Genomic DNA, 17,352 nt, shown 5'->3' with positions numbered 1-17,352 from the left:
GAATGAATTCCTACAAAATCTAATTATGGATAGCTTAGACAGATTTATAAAAGCACAGGAATCAAAATATGATATTGCGTTATCGGAGATTAAGAATGGCGAAAAAGAAACGCATTGGATGTGGTATGTTTTTCCGCAAATAAAAGGATTGGGCATAAGTGACAAAGCCAAATTTTATGCACTGGAAGATATCGCCGAAAGCATATCATTTTTAAACCACCCGATTTTAGGTAACCGGTTGCTGGAAATCTCTACTGCTTTACTTCAACTTACATCAAATGATGCCAACAAAATAATGGGCAGCCCCGATGATGTAAAATTAAGATCTTGTATGACACTTTTCAATGCTTTACCCGATACCCATACTGTATTTAAATTGGTGTTAGATAAATTTTATAACGGGAAAGAAGACGAGGCTACTTTACAAATAATTAATCAGCCTTTATAATACCTGAAAACTATTTATTTAACTGAGTTTTCACGTTCTCCAACTCCTCTTCATTCACCATAAAAATACTTCCATGCCTTATCCCCTTCGGCAAACTGATCTTATCGCTCACATCTATCCAGTTTTTTAAATCTGTTGATTGTACCGCCCCATATTTATGATCCCGGTATTTATCAAAATACAGCACCCAGGTATTACCAATCTTTAATGTTGTGGGGCCTTCTGCCCAATAGTTACCGGTGACAGGTGCAGACGCGGCAGAGAAATGTTTATTTAATTTTTTACTGGTAGCAATTTTAATATTCTTCTGTGGCGGTATCCTGGTTTCGTCTTTTAAAAACATAATGTATTTTTTGCCGTCGGGCACAATGGTGGCATCAATTACATTAAAGCCTTTATCGTATAATAATTTTGTTTTGCTGAAGGTTTTAAAATCTTTGGTGGTTACATAATACAGGCGGTGGTTGTAGCCGCTTTCCACAACCGTATCCATTTTATATTTACCGGCAATGGTAGTAGCCCAGTAGATCATGTAGTGCTTTTTCTTTTTATCATAGGTAATTTCGGGTGCCCAGCAATTTCTTGCACTGTCCTCTCCTTTCATTACCGGGATAAATTGTTGTTCACTCCAATGCACCAGGTCGCTGCTGCTGGCATACCCGATGCCCTTATCATTCCAGCTCACCGTCCAAACCATATGGAATAATCCGTCTTCGCCCCTGATGATGCACGGGTCTCTCATTAATTTATCATTGGCTACCATAGGTTTTACTACCGCACTATCCTGGTTTAATGCAGTCCAGGTATAACCATCTTTGCTGTACGCTAAATGCAAACCATCTTTGCCATTATTGTTGAAATAAGCAAACATGTACACTGCATTGTTTTGTGCAAAGGATTTTAGCTGGCCCGTAAAAAATACCGCAAGAGAAAAAACAATCTTAGTCAATATTTTACAACTGGTAACTTTTATATTTTTATTTAACAAGGGCATTGTGGTATTTATTTTTTTTAATTTCTCAATACATAAAAATAACAGTTACCGGAAATAAACTACAGATAATTTTCCGGATTTTCTGAATTGGGCAAAAGCCCGTTTGGGAGTGCACATTTTATCCCTGCCCTGGAGGGCAGAGCAAGGGATGAAGACAGCGAAAATCATGAAGGACCGGGCAAATGATGGAGAGCAACCCCGGAGAAAAAGTTTGCCGCAAATGACACCAATCAACACTAATAAAAACCATCCGTGAAAATTCGTGTAATTAGTGGCAACCAATAATTACGCAGTAATTTATCCGCAGCGCTGTTTATTTATCATAGAGCTTTTCCATCTCATCATAATAGGCTTTCAGGATATAGAACGATTTTTTCTTCCTGCCTTCATTGTCAATTACACCTTTCCTGTTCCAGCCTTCCTGGTTTATTGGATTATTTCTTTTGGGTGATTTAAAATCGCATAATATCCAGGGAGAAAAACCAATATAGTTATCGGGCATCCTTTTCATCATCGCAATTTGCTCCCTGTAATACCACATTTGGTAATCCTCACTAAAACGGGTTAGCGAATCTGCAAAGAAACTTGTTTGTGCTTCTGCCCCGGTTTCACTAAAAAACAATGGTTTATTAAAAACAGTTTCCCATTGTGCGGTACGGCAGCTACTAGGCAAACCGCTGTACCAGCCTAAGTATTCATTTACCGAAACCAAATCGGCATCGTTGCCTAATACATCATCAATAATATTTTTGCCATTGTTGTAATGCACTTCCAGTGCGGCAGATACTATTCTTGTACTGTCTGTTTGCTTTGCAGTCCTGATCAAATTTTGCATAAACAAATTCCGGGCATCACTAACAGGTGTTTCGTTACCTACTGACCAGATGATGATACTTGCCCTGTTCTTATCTCTCATGATCATTTCTGCCAGTTGCTTTTTGGCTTTTGCCAATACTTCCTCATTGGTAAATTGAATGGTCCAGTACACCGGAATTTCTGACCATACCAATATCCCCAATGAATCTGCCATCCTGGTCATATTTTCATTATGCGGATAATGCGCCAGCCTTACCATATTACAATTCAGTTCTTTTGCCCAGCCCAATAATTTTGCCGCATCAGCATAACTATTCGCTCTTCTTACTTCGGGAGCAATTTCTTCATGAATACAAATGCCTCTTAAAAAAACAGGTTTACCATTTAATAATATTTTTTTGCCTTCTACTTTCACGGTCCTCAACCCGATCTTATCTTTTAATTTTTCTTCGCCCAGTGAAACCAGCACGTCGTATAGCTTTGGTGTTTTGGGCGACCACAGCTGTATATTTTTTACAGGGAATTTAAATGCAGCTTCTCCACCGGTTACAGCAACAGTATTTTTTATTTTCAATTCCGGTATCTCTATCACTACAGTTTGCGAAGAAGCGATATTTAATTTAATAGTACCTTCAACCACTGCATTTTTAGCATCAATGATCTTACCTGCTGCTGCCGGCTGTAACTGAAAGGTATAATCCTGTACAAATACAGGCGGCACTTCCACTAAAGTTACATCACGGGTAATGCCGCCGTAATTCCACCAATCTGTATTCAGTGTAGGCACTTCATCAGCATAACGCTTGTTATCTGCTTTTACCACTAAAAAATTTCCGGTAGGTTTTAATATAGAATCAGCAATTTCAAAATTGAATGGTGTAAACCCACCTTTGTGTGTGCCGAGTTTTTTACCGTTTAAATACACATCGGCTTTGTAATTAACGGCTCCAAAATAAATGTACAGGTGATTGGCTGCATTTTGTTTTTTATAATCAAATGTTCTTTGATACCAGAGCGTGCCTTCGTAATATAAAAATTTAGGGTCCTGCGAATTCCAGTCGCCGGGTACTTTAAGAGAGTACTTTGCATTATAACCATGTTCCTTACGGTCCCAGCGGTTTACCTGCACAGGATTATTCCAGTATGCTTCGCCGTCGTTGGGGGCACGTTCCTTAAACCGGTAATCGTAAAAGCCGGTTTCATATTGATCAACAATATAATTCCAGGTACCGTTTAAACTGGTGGTTTTACGGGCCTGTATGTTGGTGATCAGGTTTTGCTGGGCAAACAAATTATTTCCAGCAATTATCAGCAAATAAAAAACTACAATCTTTTTTCTTTTCATTTTTATTTTTTTATTCAGGGTTCTCAACCTTTGAAAGATTGACAACCCTATATGAAATTCATTTACTCCACTGCATGATCAGCAGGAAAGTTTTGTCCGCTCCATACTTTTACTGATGTCCACGGCATATCGGGTTTACTCCAGAAATCATCTGTAACAGGTAAGCCTAATGGCAGAAATATTTCTGAACACAGGTACACACTTCCGGTATTGATATACCCTTCTGCCAGCCCGGGTTGCGAACCGTATAATCCAATATTCAACCAACCTTTATCGGTAAATGTTTGCGGGGCTTCCAATGTTTTTTTTAATACTGCAGTTAAAGCACAACGGATCTGTTCCGGTGCAAGTTCAGCAGGCAACTGCTTGGTTAAAGCCATATTGGCCAGGTGATGAAAGGCTCCACCACGATAAGTGATCGATCTTCCCGTAACCGGAAAACTGCCATCGGCATTGATCAATCTTTCCTGTATGGCGGCATAGCGTTTGGAAATTTTATCCAGCTTTGGTGCAAACTGTTTGTAACTGCTGTCTTTTTTATTGATCACCGCTACAATCGTTTGCAGGTAAGGCTGAATAACATAACTGTTGTAATAATCATAATGAAATTCCATGCCATCAGAAAATAAACCATCGCCGGTGTACCAGTGATTGGCAAATTCCTTCACGCCAAAATCAATTCTTACCTTATCATAAGGCAGGTTGTATTGACAAAAAAAAGTCTCGATCATAGCAGTAAACAGTAACCAATTGCTGTATACGGGCACTGTATTGCGTGTGGTTATAAAAGCCGCCTGCACATTTCGTTTGGTAAGGGTATCGCAATTCTCCCAAAGCCATGGGCAACGCACCAGTGCCAGGGAAAGAAAAGAGGCATCTACCAATGGTTGCCCGCCTGCCCATTGCAGGTAATCTTTTGCGTTAGGATTAACAGCATTGGCTAAAGCCTTTAACGCCAGTTGCCGGTATTCATCACGTAATTTTTTTTCTTCTTCATCACCTTCACCCGATTGCAGCCAGGGCGCAATACCTGAAAGTGTTCTTGCAAAAGCTTCTAAATATGCCGCCTTGCCTCTTGCAATTTTATTGTCCACCCTGTCGGATAATACCACCGGCATTTTTTCTTTTAAAGTATTGGCAGCAAGATTGGTTAAAACCGGGCGTGCAATTTTATCCAGGTAGCCCAACCATAATTTTCTATCCTTAGTTGTATTACTCTGTGCACACAGACTGAGGACGCAAAAAACACTGCAGGAAAGCAATATTATCCTGATCAGATTTCTATACTGAATAGTACAACTCATGGTTTTCATTTTTTGTGGTGCCACCAACTGGTTTTGCACTGCATTATTTAAGAGCAGTTATTTTATTGCTGCCGGGTTCAGTTCTGCCAATACAGGTTTTTCCACAGTTTGTAATGTTGTTTCACCAGGTTTTAATAATTCCAATATGGTTATTTTGTTTTGCCCTTTCTGCAACCATTCCGCCGGAACGTATAGTGTTTGCTGCGGGCCGATATACCAATACCTGCCTAAATTATGCCCGTTTACCCAAACCACTCCTTTACCCCAGTTGTGCATATCAAAATACGTATCTGCAATTTCTTTTAATTCGATTGTAGCGGTTTTAATAACAGGTGCATCAGCTGCCGGTTTTTTATTTTTTAACCCCACAGCATTTATATTATCAAAAGGCAATGAATACATTTGCCAGTTGCTTATTTCTTTATCCCCCAATAAAACTTTTTCGGTAATCCCTTTTTTGTTTTTTAATAAGTAAGGGCCAAAATTAATACGGCCCAGGTTTTCCACCAGTATCTCTAAAGTTACTTTTCCTGAAGGAACGGTAATCATTACACTATCCTGTTTTAATCTCCTGTCTAGCACAGCTACTCTTTTACCATTGATGAAGATAATACCATAGTCACGGAGGTCTTTTATTTTTAAAAGGCCCGATGTAGCGCCGGTGATATCAGTTCTGTATAAAACAAAACCATACGCCTGGTTAAGGTCTTCAAAAGTTAAAGGCCTGGCATTTGATTTAGCTTTCGGTAATACATCAAACAAACTGGTGGCCTTTGTAAAACTGATTGCAGGCAATTGTATTACCGGTTTTGCAGCAGGCACATCAGGCAGAATGGTACTGGCAGGTAAATTTTTAAGGATCACTTTCCTGAAATCCATAAACTTTGCGGTAGCATTACCGGCTTCATCCAATGGCGCATCATAATCGTAACTGCTGATCTGCGGTTCATAAGGATTCCTGTCGTTGTAATTAGCGCCATTCATAAAACCACGGGTAGTACCTCCATGAAACATGTACATGTTAATGGAAATACCGGCAGCGAGTACACGCTCTAATCCCGGTGTATATTTTTCAGCAGGAACAGTATGGTGTTTTTCTCCCCACCAGTCGAACCAGGCTGGATACCATTCCGCCACATAAAAAGGGCCCTTCCCATTATGATTGGTTCTGACCAAATTTTTTATTTCCTCCGGTTTATCTGTACCGTTTACTGCGGGTAATAATCCATCCAGGTGGCCGTCGTTTACATCACGTACAGGGTCGCAGGTGTACAATAAGCCATCAAAACCTGCTTCAATAAACAACCTGCGGTTAATATCCAGGTACGCTTTATCTTTTCCATAAGAACCATATTCATTTTCCACCTGTACCATGATGATATTGCCGCCATGGTTTACCTGTAAGGGTGCCAGCCGCTTACCAAGTTCCTTAATATATTTTTTATATTCGGCCAGGTACTGCGTTTCTGTACTTCTTACGGTCAGGCCTTTTTCATTTTGTAACCAGTAGGGATAGCCGCCAAATTCCCATTCGGCACACACGTAAGGACTGGGGCGTAATACCACCCACAAGCCTTCTTCCTGCGCTGTTTTTACAAACGTGGCAATATCGTTGTTGCCTGTAAAATCAAATTTATCTTTTTGTGGTTCATGCAAGTTCCAGAATACATAAGTGCCAATGGTATTCAGTCCCATTGCCTTTGCCATTTTCATGCGCTGGCGCCAGGCTTCCTTAGGTACACGGGGGTAATGCATCTCACCAGAGATCATTTGAAAGGGTTTGCCATCCAGCAAAAAAACAGAGTCGCCTAATGCAAAGCTGTGTACTTTTTTTTGTGCCTGTACCGAAAAACAAAGCAGGCAGCAACAAAAAATAAATTGGATCCATCTCATCGTATTACTATTAATTGTCTGTTAGTATTTTATTTTTTTGTGCTGTTTTTATAACGCAGCATCGCTTCCACAAAATAATAATCGCCGTATGTTAACGGCACATCAATTTCAGTTTTGTTAGGCATGTGCCCCACGCCATGTTGTAAAATAAAACCTCCATTAGCCCCTGCAGCTGCTTTGTATTTTTCTGCAGAAAGGTGCTTTAAAATCATTTCTGCCGTAGCAAAATATTTTTTTGCTAATTTTTTATTGACATAGCCACTCAATTCAATAAATGCTGATGCCATTATCGCTGCAGCAGATGCATCCCTTAATGCATTGGGAATATCCGGTGCATTAAAATCCCAGTAGGCAATTTTATCTGCAGGAAAATTCGGGTGGTTTAAAATAAAGCCTGCAATTTTATTGGCCTGGTCCAGGTATGTTACATCTTTTGTTTCCCTGTAGGTTTCTGTATAGCCGTACAAACCCCAGGCCTGCCCACGTGCCCATGCAGACTCATCTGCAAAACCCTGTGCTGTTTTTTTCTGTTGTACTGCACCGGTGGTGGCATTGTAATTTAAAACATGATAAGAACTGTTATCGGCACGAAAATGATTTTTCATGGTGGTGTTGGCGTGCGATACTGCAATTTTATAAAAGGAAGAATCGCCACTGGCCTGGGTTGCCCAAAACAATAATTTTAAATTCATCATGTTGTCGATGATCACCAAATATTCATTCGGTTTGCCATCCCATGATTTGATGCAGCCTACTGCCGGGTTAAAACGGGTGGCCAATGATCTTGCACTGTTCAGTAAAATTTCTTTGTAAGCAGGTGACGGTGCAATAAGGTCGGCATTGCCAAAGCTGCAATACATCATAAAGCCAAGATCGTGTGTGGAAGTATTGAACTGTTCTTTTTTCAGTACACTCAATATCCGCATGGCTTCGGTATATAAAGCGGTATCCTTTGTTTGCTGGTACAGGTATAGTAATGTGCCGGGGTAAAAACCGCTGCACCACCAGCCGGAATTACTGAATTCGTATTTACCGGTGGCAGGAAAATAGGTTTTAGGGAATTTATCTGCCGGCAGATTTTTCGCCAGCACTTTGTATTGTGCCGCTGCATCGGTAAAATTCTGCTCAATGGTTTGCAATAATTTTTTATCCGCTCTGGGATGGTAATTATTTTGTGCAACGGCGTGTATAAAAAACAAACCTAAGGCCAATATTAAAACATATACTTTTTTCACTTGCATATTTTATAATTATAACACTCTTTATATTAATTGATGACAATCTTGCCTGAATTTTCTACCTCTTTGCAAATGCACCTGTCGTTCCTACGGAACGATGCTTTCCGGATCATTTTTTTTCTACCCACCTGGCGTCCCATACGGGACGAAGACATTGCGGCCTGATTATTATTAAACACTTTTCAAGTTCAAACATATTAACCATTGACAGCATGACGGTTTCCGCAAATATTCTTTTGACCAACCTGGCGTCCTATACGGGACGAAAGCATTGCAGCCTGACTAATATTAAACACTTTTCAAGTTCACACATCTTAACCATTGACTGCATAACGGTTTCCTGAATTATTCTTTTAACCCACCTGGCGTCACATGCGGGACGAAAGCATTGCGGCCTGACTATTATTAAACACTTTTCAATTTCACTCATCTTAACCATTTACTGCATAACGGTTTCCTGAATTATTCTTTTAATCCACCTGGCGTCCCATACGGGACGAAGACATTGCGGCCTGACTAATATTAAACACTTTTCAGGTTCACACATCTTAGCCATTTACTGCATAACGGTTTCCTCAATTATTCTTTTAACCCACCTGGCGTCCCATACGGGACGAAGACATTGCGGCCTGATTATTATTAAACACTTTTCAAGTTCACACATCTTAACTATTGACTGCATAACGGTTTCCGCAATTATTCTTTTACCCCTCCTGGCGTCCCATACGGGACGAAGACATTGCGGCCTGACTAATATTAAACACTTTTCAGGTTCACACATCTTAGCCATTTACTGCATAACGGTTTCCTCAATTATTCTTTTAACCCACCTGGCGTCCCATACGGGACGAAAGCATTGCGGCCTGATTATTATTAAACACTTTTCAAGTTCACACATATTAACCATTGACAGCATGACAGGAACAAACTTTAATCACTATTTAATTTTAAGCTCCAGTACCTGTACCGGTTGCGGCAAAATATTGGCTTTGCCTTCGCCGTCTTTCTGATCGGTATATTGAACAAATAAATGCAACTGTTTTTTATGCTTCCATAATTCGGTATCATAAGCAGGCTCCCAGGATCCTACTGTTGCAGTAGTTACATCTTTCAGCAGCCATTTATTTACATTCATATCCCTGTTAATAGCCACGGAAACTTTACTGCCTCTTTCTTCATCCCTGAAAATTACAATGACGGCATTGGTATTACCCTTTTTAAAACTTAAAATCTGCGGACGGCTCACAGGAATTCTTTTTGTACCGGCACCACTTAAACTGAATGCGGTTTTTCTAAAGCCGGTATTCTGAATAACCCATGCAGCACCGGTATTATAAATAACATGGTATTGCGGAATGCTATCGCCCTGGTCTTTCCAGTAAGAAGCGATAAACGGATGCCCTTCTTCGTCGGCATACATACTGGTTTGATTAATGAGTTCGCTTTTTTGCGGAATACGGCAAACATATTCTGCAGTGGTGGCATTAATGGGTAGCGTATATTTTTCTTTTTTGGAATTGGTCCATGTTATACCCCCATCTGTGGATTGTGCATAACACATATCATGATTGCTGGCCACATCAGGACTTTCTCTCCATACCCATGATAAATGTATCGTTCCCTTTGTATCAACACATGCCTGCCAGTAAGCATTACGTTGTTTTTCTCCGTCAATAAGATTGCTTTGTAATTGTTCCCATTTTTTTTGACTGGTATTGTAACGATCTACTACCAGGTTGCCCTGTCCCGATCGTCCGTCCCGGTAAAGAAATAATAAATTGCCATCGGGCAGGCAATGAAATTCAGGATAGGTAACATTGGTTTCTGCAATGCCGGTCATAGGTAATTCTTCCGTCATTTGCAAAGCGCCTGCTGCAATACTTTTGCTGTAGTGCAGTTTATTGCCGTGATGGTTCCACGACATATGCAAATAGCCATCACCATCTGTAATAATGCTGATGGAGCGATGGGCATCGGTAACATCACCTTTAAAATTGGTGGTTTGCAAAAGCCATCTTGTTTTACCAATTGTTCTTTTACCCACTACCACCATTCCATCTTTATTATAAAATGAAATGTATTGGGTGTTTTTGTAAGTACACAGCGAATTTTTTCGAAATACCACGGTATTAACAGAATTATTGGCCCAGCCACTGTCAACAAAAACGGAACGTGCACTTTTAACAGATTGTGCAGACAGCCCTTCTGTAATTACAAAAAGTACTGCTATAGAATAAAGTCGAAACATTGCAACAATTTAGTGCAAAAAGATGAAGTGTAAAAAGAAAAGGCCGGTAAGCCTGGCTTAACCGGCCCTCTATACCAACTGCTATATGAGAATCTTTATTGTTATGTTTTAATAACCGGGATTTTGTTCCAATACGGCATCTTTATTCAGATCAATTTCTGATTTAGGAATTGGCAGTAACAGATTTTTGGAAGTAAGCCCTAAAACAGGATTAATAGTTTGCGTATTCAATGCTGTGGTTCTTGCAACCAAAGTACCGGTACGCATTAATGTCATACGCCTGTTTTCTTCAGCCAGTAATTCCCTGGCCCTTTCATCTAAAATAAAATTCAGCGTAACCTGTGCACCCGTCACAGGAGTAGCGCCAGCCCTTGCCCGTAAAATATTTAATGTAGCAGCAGCTTCAGGTAATTTACCCTGTTTAAATTGCGCTTCTGCCAGCAACAAATAAGTTTCTCCCAAACGCATCAGGATAAAATCCTTGATCATTGCAAAACCAAATACATCATTGGGATCGTATTGATTCCATTTGGTGGTACATGGTGCAATTTTAAAAATAGTATCAGCACCCACATACGGTACCTGTTGCCCGAAGTTTGGAGCGCCGGGTGTGTTGATATAATATTTTCTGCGCAGGTTGTAACTGGAGTTACGCATGTCTGCATTTTCATACAGGTCGTACACTACCCAGTTGGTTAAGCGCATGCGGCCGATACCTCTGCCGCCAAGAGAATCACAGATGGTCATTCCCGATATCTGGTAGTAGGCGGCACCCCAGTTGCGGCGCTGTTGCGGATTGTTGGTAATACCACCGGTAATGGTACTTGGATTTTCCTGTTCCATAACCCAGATGGCTTCTTTATTGCCCTGCGATCTTCTTTCGTTGCCATACAAAAACATATCAGAAAACGGATCACCGGGTTGTGATGCCCTTATACCATACCTTGTATTAACCAGGCTAAATTTACCACTGTTGATGATAGCATTGCATTGTGCTTCAGCTAAATCAGGTTTGCCTGCTCTTAAATATACTTCGGCCAGTAATTGCATGGCCATATATTTATTGGCCCTGCTGATGGGTTTGCCATTGGCATTCAGTTTAGAATTTACAGCACCAATTTCGGTAAGGTTAGCTACAGCAAACGTAAGGTCCTGTATGATCAGGTTATTCACACTGTCCAGTGATGACCTTACAAAATCTGTTTTGGGAGCTGTAAGCGGTGCTGTAATGATGGGCACCCTTCCAAATAAAGTAGCCAAAGTATTGTAAGCATAAGCCCTGAAGAAAAGTGCTTCGGATTTTACACTGTTTTTATTAGCCTGCGACATACCTGCAGACCTGGTATCAATATTACTGATAATGACGTTGCAATTGTTGATCATGCGGTAGGCCCAGCCCCAGGTGTAGGATGCTGCCCCATCAGTTGCTATCAACTGCGTGTAGTCGTAATAGGGAATTTCGATACCCTGCTTTTGAGATGGTGGTACAAAGGCCACATCTGTGCCTGCATGCCAAACACTTGGCCAGCCCTGCGGATCGGAGTAACTGAAGAATGTACTCAGGTGATTATGCAATCCCACAATGGAAGCTTCAAGCCCCAGTGAATCGGCCAATGTTTCCGGGGCATAAGCAGAATATACTTTTTCATCCAGGTATGTTTTTTTACAGGATGAGAAGAACTGCAGCAAGGCAATCATTCCGATACTTATGATGATTTTCTTTTTCATTTATAAAGAGTTTAATGGTTCAATTAACGAAGTGTGATGTTTGCACCGAATACTATAGAACGGGTGAGCGGATAGTTATTCGTCCAGTCGCCGGAGCCCCTGAAAGAATAATTATTTTCAGGGTCCCATCCTATCCAGTTGGTGAACGTATACAGGTTTCTGCCGCTGGCGTATAAGGTAAGGCTACCTAACCTGGCCTTATTCAGTATCTCCTGCGGAAATGTATAGCTCAGTGTTACATCTTTTATCCTGGTATAACTATTATCAGACGGGTAACCATATCCTTTACTATTAGAATAAGATAAGGAAGGACGGCTGTTGTTTTTATTTTCTGCTGTCCAGTATTTGGTATCTATCGGAATATTCATACGGCCGGCTTCGTCGGCATAAGTAAGGGTAACATTATTTTTTAAGGCACCTTGTACCGTTTGAATAAAAATACTCAGGTGAAAGTTTTTGTAATGAAAGGTATTGGTAAAACCACCGATCCATTTGGGCGCAGTTTGTCCAAGTATCATCTTATCATCTGCGGTTATTTTTTTATCGCCATTGATATCTGCAAATTTCAGGTCGCCGTCTTTTGCGCTGGCGTCCACCTGTGAACGGTCTTCACCCGGCTGCCATACGCCATCTAATTTATAATCGTAGATCACACCAATAGGCTGCCCGATGAACCAGCGGTTACCCAGGTCATCTTTTTTATCGCCATACAGGTCAACGATCCTGTTTTTATTGGAAGAGAAAGCAATACCGGTTTGCCATTTAAAATCTCCCGCTACAAGATTGGTGGAATTTAAAGTGATCTCAATACCATTGTTCCTGGTTACGCCTAAATTATCAAGCACATAACTGTAACCGGTAATGATGGGCAGGTTACGCCTCAGCAGCAATCCTTCTGTCTGGGTTTTGTAAATATCAATCGACCCGTTGATCCTGTTATTCAGCACACCAAAATCTATACCTGCATTAAAGGTTTTTGAAGTTTCCCAATGCAGATTGGCATTACCCAGGTTGCTGGCCAATACACCTATAGTACTGGCTCCGCCAAACGGAAAGCGTACTGACCCATCTGTGGTAATGGTACCGTAAACACCAATTGCTTCATTACCTGCCTTACCATAAGAAGTACGTAATTTCAGGTTATCGATAAACGTTAGGTTGTGCATAAATTCTTCTTTGCCTGCATTCCATGCTAAAGCAAAAGAAGGGAATAAACCATATTTATTAGTATTGGCACCCATTACTGAAGAACCATCACGCCTTGCAGTTACTGTTAACAGGTATTTGCTGTTGTAAGAATAGTTAATTCTTCCCATTTGTGATACCAGGCTGTATTTATCCCTGTAAGAACCGGTATAGGGAGAAAAAATGGTAGCTGCACTGAGTGTTGCACCGGCACCAAAATTATTAAACGATAATTCATCGTTGATAAAACCGGTAGCATTAAATGCCGTAGCAAAATAATTTCTTTGCTGCGAACTGTATAATCCTGTGAAATCTATATGATGTACACCGATATTTTTTTCGTAGGTGAGGATATTCTCCACCACATAGTTCCCCGTTTCTGAATTGGCAACGCTGGCACCGCCCAATGTATTGTTGGCATTTCTGCCGGTATAACCTCCCTGGCGGGTGGTAACATAAGTATAGCCTGCATTAAAGCGGTATTTTAAACCATTTAACACGCCTTTAAATTTCAGGTCGGCGTAGGCGTTACCATTCAGGTTACCACTACGGTCTACCCTGTCGGTATTTAATCCTAACAACGGATTAGCATACAACAATTCAGGATTCATCGGATAAATTTCATATCCCCCTGCTGAATTATATTCAGTACCATAAGGACTCATGGCTGCAGCCAGGTAAAAATTGGCACGACCGCCATCATAATTATTATTGGCATAAGATAATGAGGTACCAATAGAAAGATAGTCAGTAATATTGATATCTAAATTAGAACGTACACTTGCCCTGTGGTATTGATATCCTTTTACCGGGCCCTGTTGTTTTAAATATTCGCCGGATAAATAATACCGTACATCTTTTGTGCCACCGGATACATTTACATTATGATCCTGTATCGTTCCCTGTTGTGTGGTTTCTTTTATCCAGTCTACCGTTTTACCGGCATTATAATTGGCAATTTCATATGCATTAGGTAAAATATTGGTTTGTGTTTGTGTAGGATTGGTCTGCTTCCACCAGTCGGCATATTTTTGTACATAATCCTGCGGACTTAATGGTTTTAAAATATGGGCAATATTATCAAAGCCGGTATAGGCATTGTAACGGATAACGGGTTTACCGGTAACGCCTCTTTTAGTAGTGATCAATATTACACCATTAGCACCGTTAACCCCATAGATAGCTGTAGCCGATGCATCTTTTAAAATTTCTATTGAAGCAATATCATTAGGATTGATATCATTGGTAACACTACCGGTTTTACTGAAGGGCACACCATCCACCACAATAAAAGGGCCGGTACCTGCGGTAATTGAATTTTGTCCTCTTATCAATACCGCTGCTGAACTACCCGGCACAGAAGAAGTTTGTGTAATATTAACACCGGCAACAGAACCTTCAATAGCATGTAAGATATTGGTTACAGGTAATTGCGACAATCTTTCTTTAGGCACAGAACTTACGGCACCTGTGATATCACTGCGTTTTTTTGCACCATACCCCACCACCACTACTTCATCAATTGCTTTTCTGTCTTCCTCTAATACGATGGATAAATTATTACGGCCTTTTAAAGCTACTTCCTGCGCTTTAAAGCCCACATAACTGATCACTAAAACAGCATCTTTATCAGACACGTTTAGAGAAAAGCTGCCATCTTCTTTTGTGGTGGTACCATTGGTGGTGCCTTTTTCCACCACACTTACCCTTACCATTGGCTGGCCGGCAGTGTTTACAATTTTACCGGTGATGATGATATCCTTCACTTCTTCCGGCAATAATTTTTTTTCTGTTTCATCTGCAATCACCACAAGATTATCTCCCACTACTTTATACACCAGTGGAGTTTTGGCCAGTACTTTAGTGATCACATTCTCTATTGTTTGGTCCTGTACCCTGATACTTACTTTATCACAGGCAGAAAGATCAATATCCTTATACACAAAACGGAAAGAGGTCTGGCTTTCTATGATCTTAAACACTTTTTTTAAAGAAGCATTTTCGAGATTGAGGGAGATCTTTTCCTGTGAATACAGTTTACCTGCAAAAGACTGGAAGGTGAAGACGCAGGTTAAAACAATAATAAATTTCATAATCAGCAAGGTTTTGGCAACTGGAGAGGTGGCATACCATAGTACGCTACGTCGGTTTTTTTTCATAACTTAGTTTTGAATTTGTTAGTGAATAGCGCTCCTGCAAGAGCGTTTGTTCCGGGCAGTTTAGAAACGGGGCATGCTACAACATACTCCGTTTTCTTTTTTATGTTATTGGTATTTACTCATAAGCATTTCAGGTTGGGTTTACAATCGTTAAAAAATAAGTATCGTATAAATTACCAGATGGTTACATGGGCTCCTTTTACCTGGTAATGCAGGTGCGCTGCAAGGCATAAGGCTTCTAACACATCGGTAAGTGGTTTATTCTCGAACACACTGGTAAAGCGAAAACTTTTTACTTTTTCATTCTTCAATTCAATATCCACATTATACCAGCGTTCTGTTTCTGCCAAAATCTTTTCCAGCAATTCATTGTCAAAGGCCAGTTTATTTTTCACCCACATCGTTTCAGTAATATCATTCTCATTTTTGTCGATGTGTACCTTTTTCATTTTCACCAGTTGCTTATCAGCGCTGTCCTGTTGTGCAGCTGCATTATCAGCAACCGCGGTGATATTGTTATTTAAAACCAGTTTATCATTAGGTTTCAGGTAATATTTTTTTTCGGGGTTATTATGCAGCGATACTTCAACAGCGCCCCTCAGCAATGCCGTTTCAGTAGTGGCTTCCTCGGGGTACGAGCGCACATTAAATGCCGTACCCAATACCTTTACATCCATCTGTGTAGTGTGAATGATAAAAGGTTTTTCTTTATTTTTCACCACATCAAAGAATGCTTCGCCTGTAAGTTTTACCTCTCGCAGTCTTACATTAAAATTTTCGTTGTATTCAATCTTGCTATCGGCATTCAGCCACACCTGTGTGCCATCGGGCAATTGTATTTTTGATTTGGAACCTGCTTTGGTACTCACTGTATTTTCGGCCGGTTTTGCGGCCTTATTTATTTTGTTACCTCCTGGCAAGATGCTGAACAAAATGATGGCTACTGCGGCAGCAACTGCTGCTATCCGGTACCATGTACGGCGGGTATTTTTTAATGGTATTACTTTGTCTTCAGACGGTAGTTCTTCAGCTACCACATTCTCAAATTGCAATGCCGGTGCGGTGAGCTGGTTGCTGAGGCGCTGTAAATGTTTATCAAAAGCAGCCTGTATAGTACCCGGCGCAGGTGTTTCGTTTTTAGATTGCCAGGTATTGCTGATCTGCTTTGCCTTTACATCCAGCTGAGGGTACTGTTGCAAAAGAGTTTCCAGTTCGGTTATTTCTTCGGGAGTAGCTTCATGGGAAAGCTGCAAGCTCAGGAGTAACCATATTCTTTCTTCATTCATATATTACGCTAATATTGTTATAGACAAGAGGCGGGGGAAGAAAGTACCAAAGGAAAAAAAAATATTTTTTCGTCCTCTTCTTTGGCGAGGACTAGGGACGAAGATTATAAATTGGCAGACTTTGTAAATACCCCGGTATTTGATAAGATATAACCCGGTATACTTTCAGCAATTTTACGGGTAGCAATAAATACCTGGTTGCGTACGGTTAACACAGATATGTTGAGATGTGTAGCTACTTCTTTGTAACTAAAACCGTCTTCTTTTACCATTTGAAAAATAAGCCGGCATTGTGGTGGCAGCGAACGGATACATTGACGGATATTATGCAGTATGTCTGAAGAAATGCATAATTCCTCCGGGTTGCCAAAACTGATCACCGGTTCAATATCCATATCCTCCAGCCTTGTTACCGGGTTCTTATAATTTTTAGTGATGTAGTTAAGAGAAAAGTTTTTGGCGATCGTGTATAAATACAATTTCAGGTTTTCAATTTCCGGTAAGCGGTTCCTGATCTGCCATATTTTTATAAACACATCTGATACCAGTTCTTCTGCAGCCTCATCAGATTTTACGTAGGAGAAACAATAATTCTTCAATTTACTGAAAAGCATTTCATATAAAGCCTGGTACGCTTTCATGTCGTCGTACAAAGCTATTTTACTTTGCAGTTCGCTTATTTTTTCCTTTTGCAGCAATTGCTAAACT

The 17,352-nt window shown here is 40.5% G+C and carries 11 protein-coding genes; 1 reads left to right on the top strand and 10 read right to left on the bottom strand.

Translation table 11 applies throughout. The annotated features are described in order from the left end of the window. Positions 1-25 precede the first annotated feature (25 nt). The gene (locus ACYVM0_RS00695) at positions 26-448 is read left to right on the top strand and encodes a DUF1810 domain-containing protein (RefSeq protein ID WP_460550946.1); all 423 of its coding nucleotides are present in this window, start codon (positions 26-28) and stop codon (positions 446-448) included. A gap of 10 nt (positions 449-458) precedes the next feature. On the opposite strand, the gene ACYVM0_RS00690 is transcribed toward ACYVM0_RS00695, so the two are convergent. The 10 genes from ACYVM0_RS00690 to ACYVM0_RS00645 form a co-directional block, all read right to left on the bottom strand. Continuing rightward, entirely contained in the window at positions 459-1,397 is a 939-nt protein-coding gene (locus ACYVM0_RS00690; protein WP_460550943.1) for a glycoside hydrolase family 43 protein, read from the bottom strand. A gap of 358 nt (positions 1,398-1,755) precedes the next feature. Next, complete coding sequence (locus ACYVM0_RS00685) at positions 1,756-3,603, bottom strand: glycoside hydrolase family 2 protein (protein WP_460550940.1); 1,848 nt, start codon at positions 3,601-3,603, stop codon at positions 1,756-1,758. A 62-nt stretch (positions 3,604-3,665) separates the two neighbouring features. Continuing rightward, the gene (locus tag ACYVM0_RS00680; RefSeq protein WP_460550937.1) at positions 3,666-4,907 is read right to left on the bottom strand and encodes a DUF2264 domain-containing protein; all 1,242 of its coding nucleotides are present in this window, start codon (positions 4,905-4,907) and stop codon (positions 3,666-3,668) included. A 57-nt stretch (positions 4,908-4,964) separates the two neighbouring features. Beyond that, positions 4,965-6,800 (bottom strand): glycoside hydrolase family 35 protein, encoded by a 1,836-nt coding sequence (locus tag ACYVM0_RS00675; RefSeq protein WP_460550934.1) that lies wholly within the window; start codon positions 6,798-6,800, stop codon positions 4,965-4,967. A 29-nt stretch (positions 6,801-6,829) separates the two neighbouring features. Next, the gene (locus ACYVM0_RS00670; RefSeq protein WP_460550931.1) at positions 6,830-8,035 is read right to left on the bottom strand and encodes a glycoside hydrolase family 88 protein; all 1,206 of its coding nucleotides are present in this window, start codon (positions 8,033-8,035) and stop codon (positions 6,830-6,832) included. A 940-nt stretch (positions 8,036-8,975) separates the two neighbouring features. Further along, the gene (locus tag ACYVM0_RS00665; RefSeq protein WP_460550928.1) at positions 8,976-10,286 is read right to left on the bottom strand and encodes a BNR repeat-containing protein; all 1,311 of its coding nucleotides are present in this window, start codon (positions 10,284-10,286) and stop codon (positions 8,976-8,978) included. 108 nt (positions 10,287-10,394) lie between these two features. Then, a complete protein-coding gene (locus ACYVM0_RS00660; protein WP_460550925.1) occupies positions 10,395-12,014 on the bottom strand; it encodes a RagB/SusD family nutrient uptake outer membrane protein in 1,620 nt (539 codons plus the stop codon). A 23-nt stretch (positions 12,015-12,037) separates the two neighbouring features. Then, positions 12,038-15,358, bottom strand: coding sequence for a TonB-dependent receptor (locus ACYVM0_RS00655; RefSeq protein ID WP_460550922.1), 3,321 nt, complete (start codon positions 15,356-15,358; stop codon positions 12,038-12,040). Between the two features lie 173 nt (positions 15,359-15,531). Beyond that, positions 15,532-16,644, bottom strand: coding sequence for a FecR family protein (locus ACYVM0_RS00650; RefSeq protein ID WP_460550919.1), 1,113 nt, complete (start codon positions 16,642-16,644; stop codon positions 15,532-15,534). 104 nt (positions 16,645-16,748) lie between these two features. Then, positions 16,749-17,342 (bottom strand): sigma-70 family RNA polymerase sigma factor, encoded by a 594-nt coding sequence (locus tag ACYVM0_RS00645; RefSeq protein WP_460550916.1) that lies wholly within the window; start codon positions 17,340-17,342, stop codon positions 16,749-16,751. Positions 17,343-17,352 lie beyond the last annotated feature (10 nt).

Source organism: Ferruginibacter profundus (genome assembly GCF_054783275.1).
Note: the sequence above shows the minus strand (reverse complement) of the source record. Positions and strands in the feature narration are given on the sequence as shown.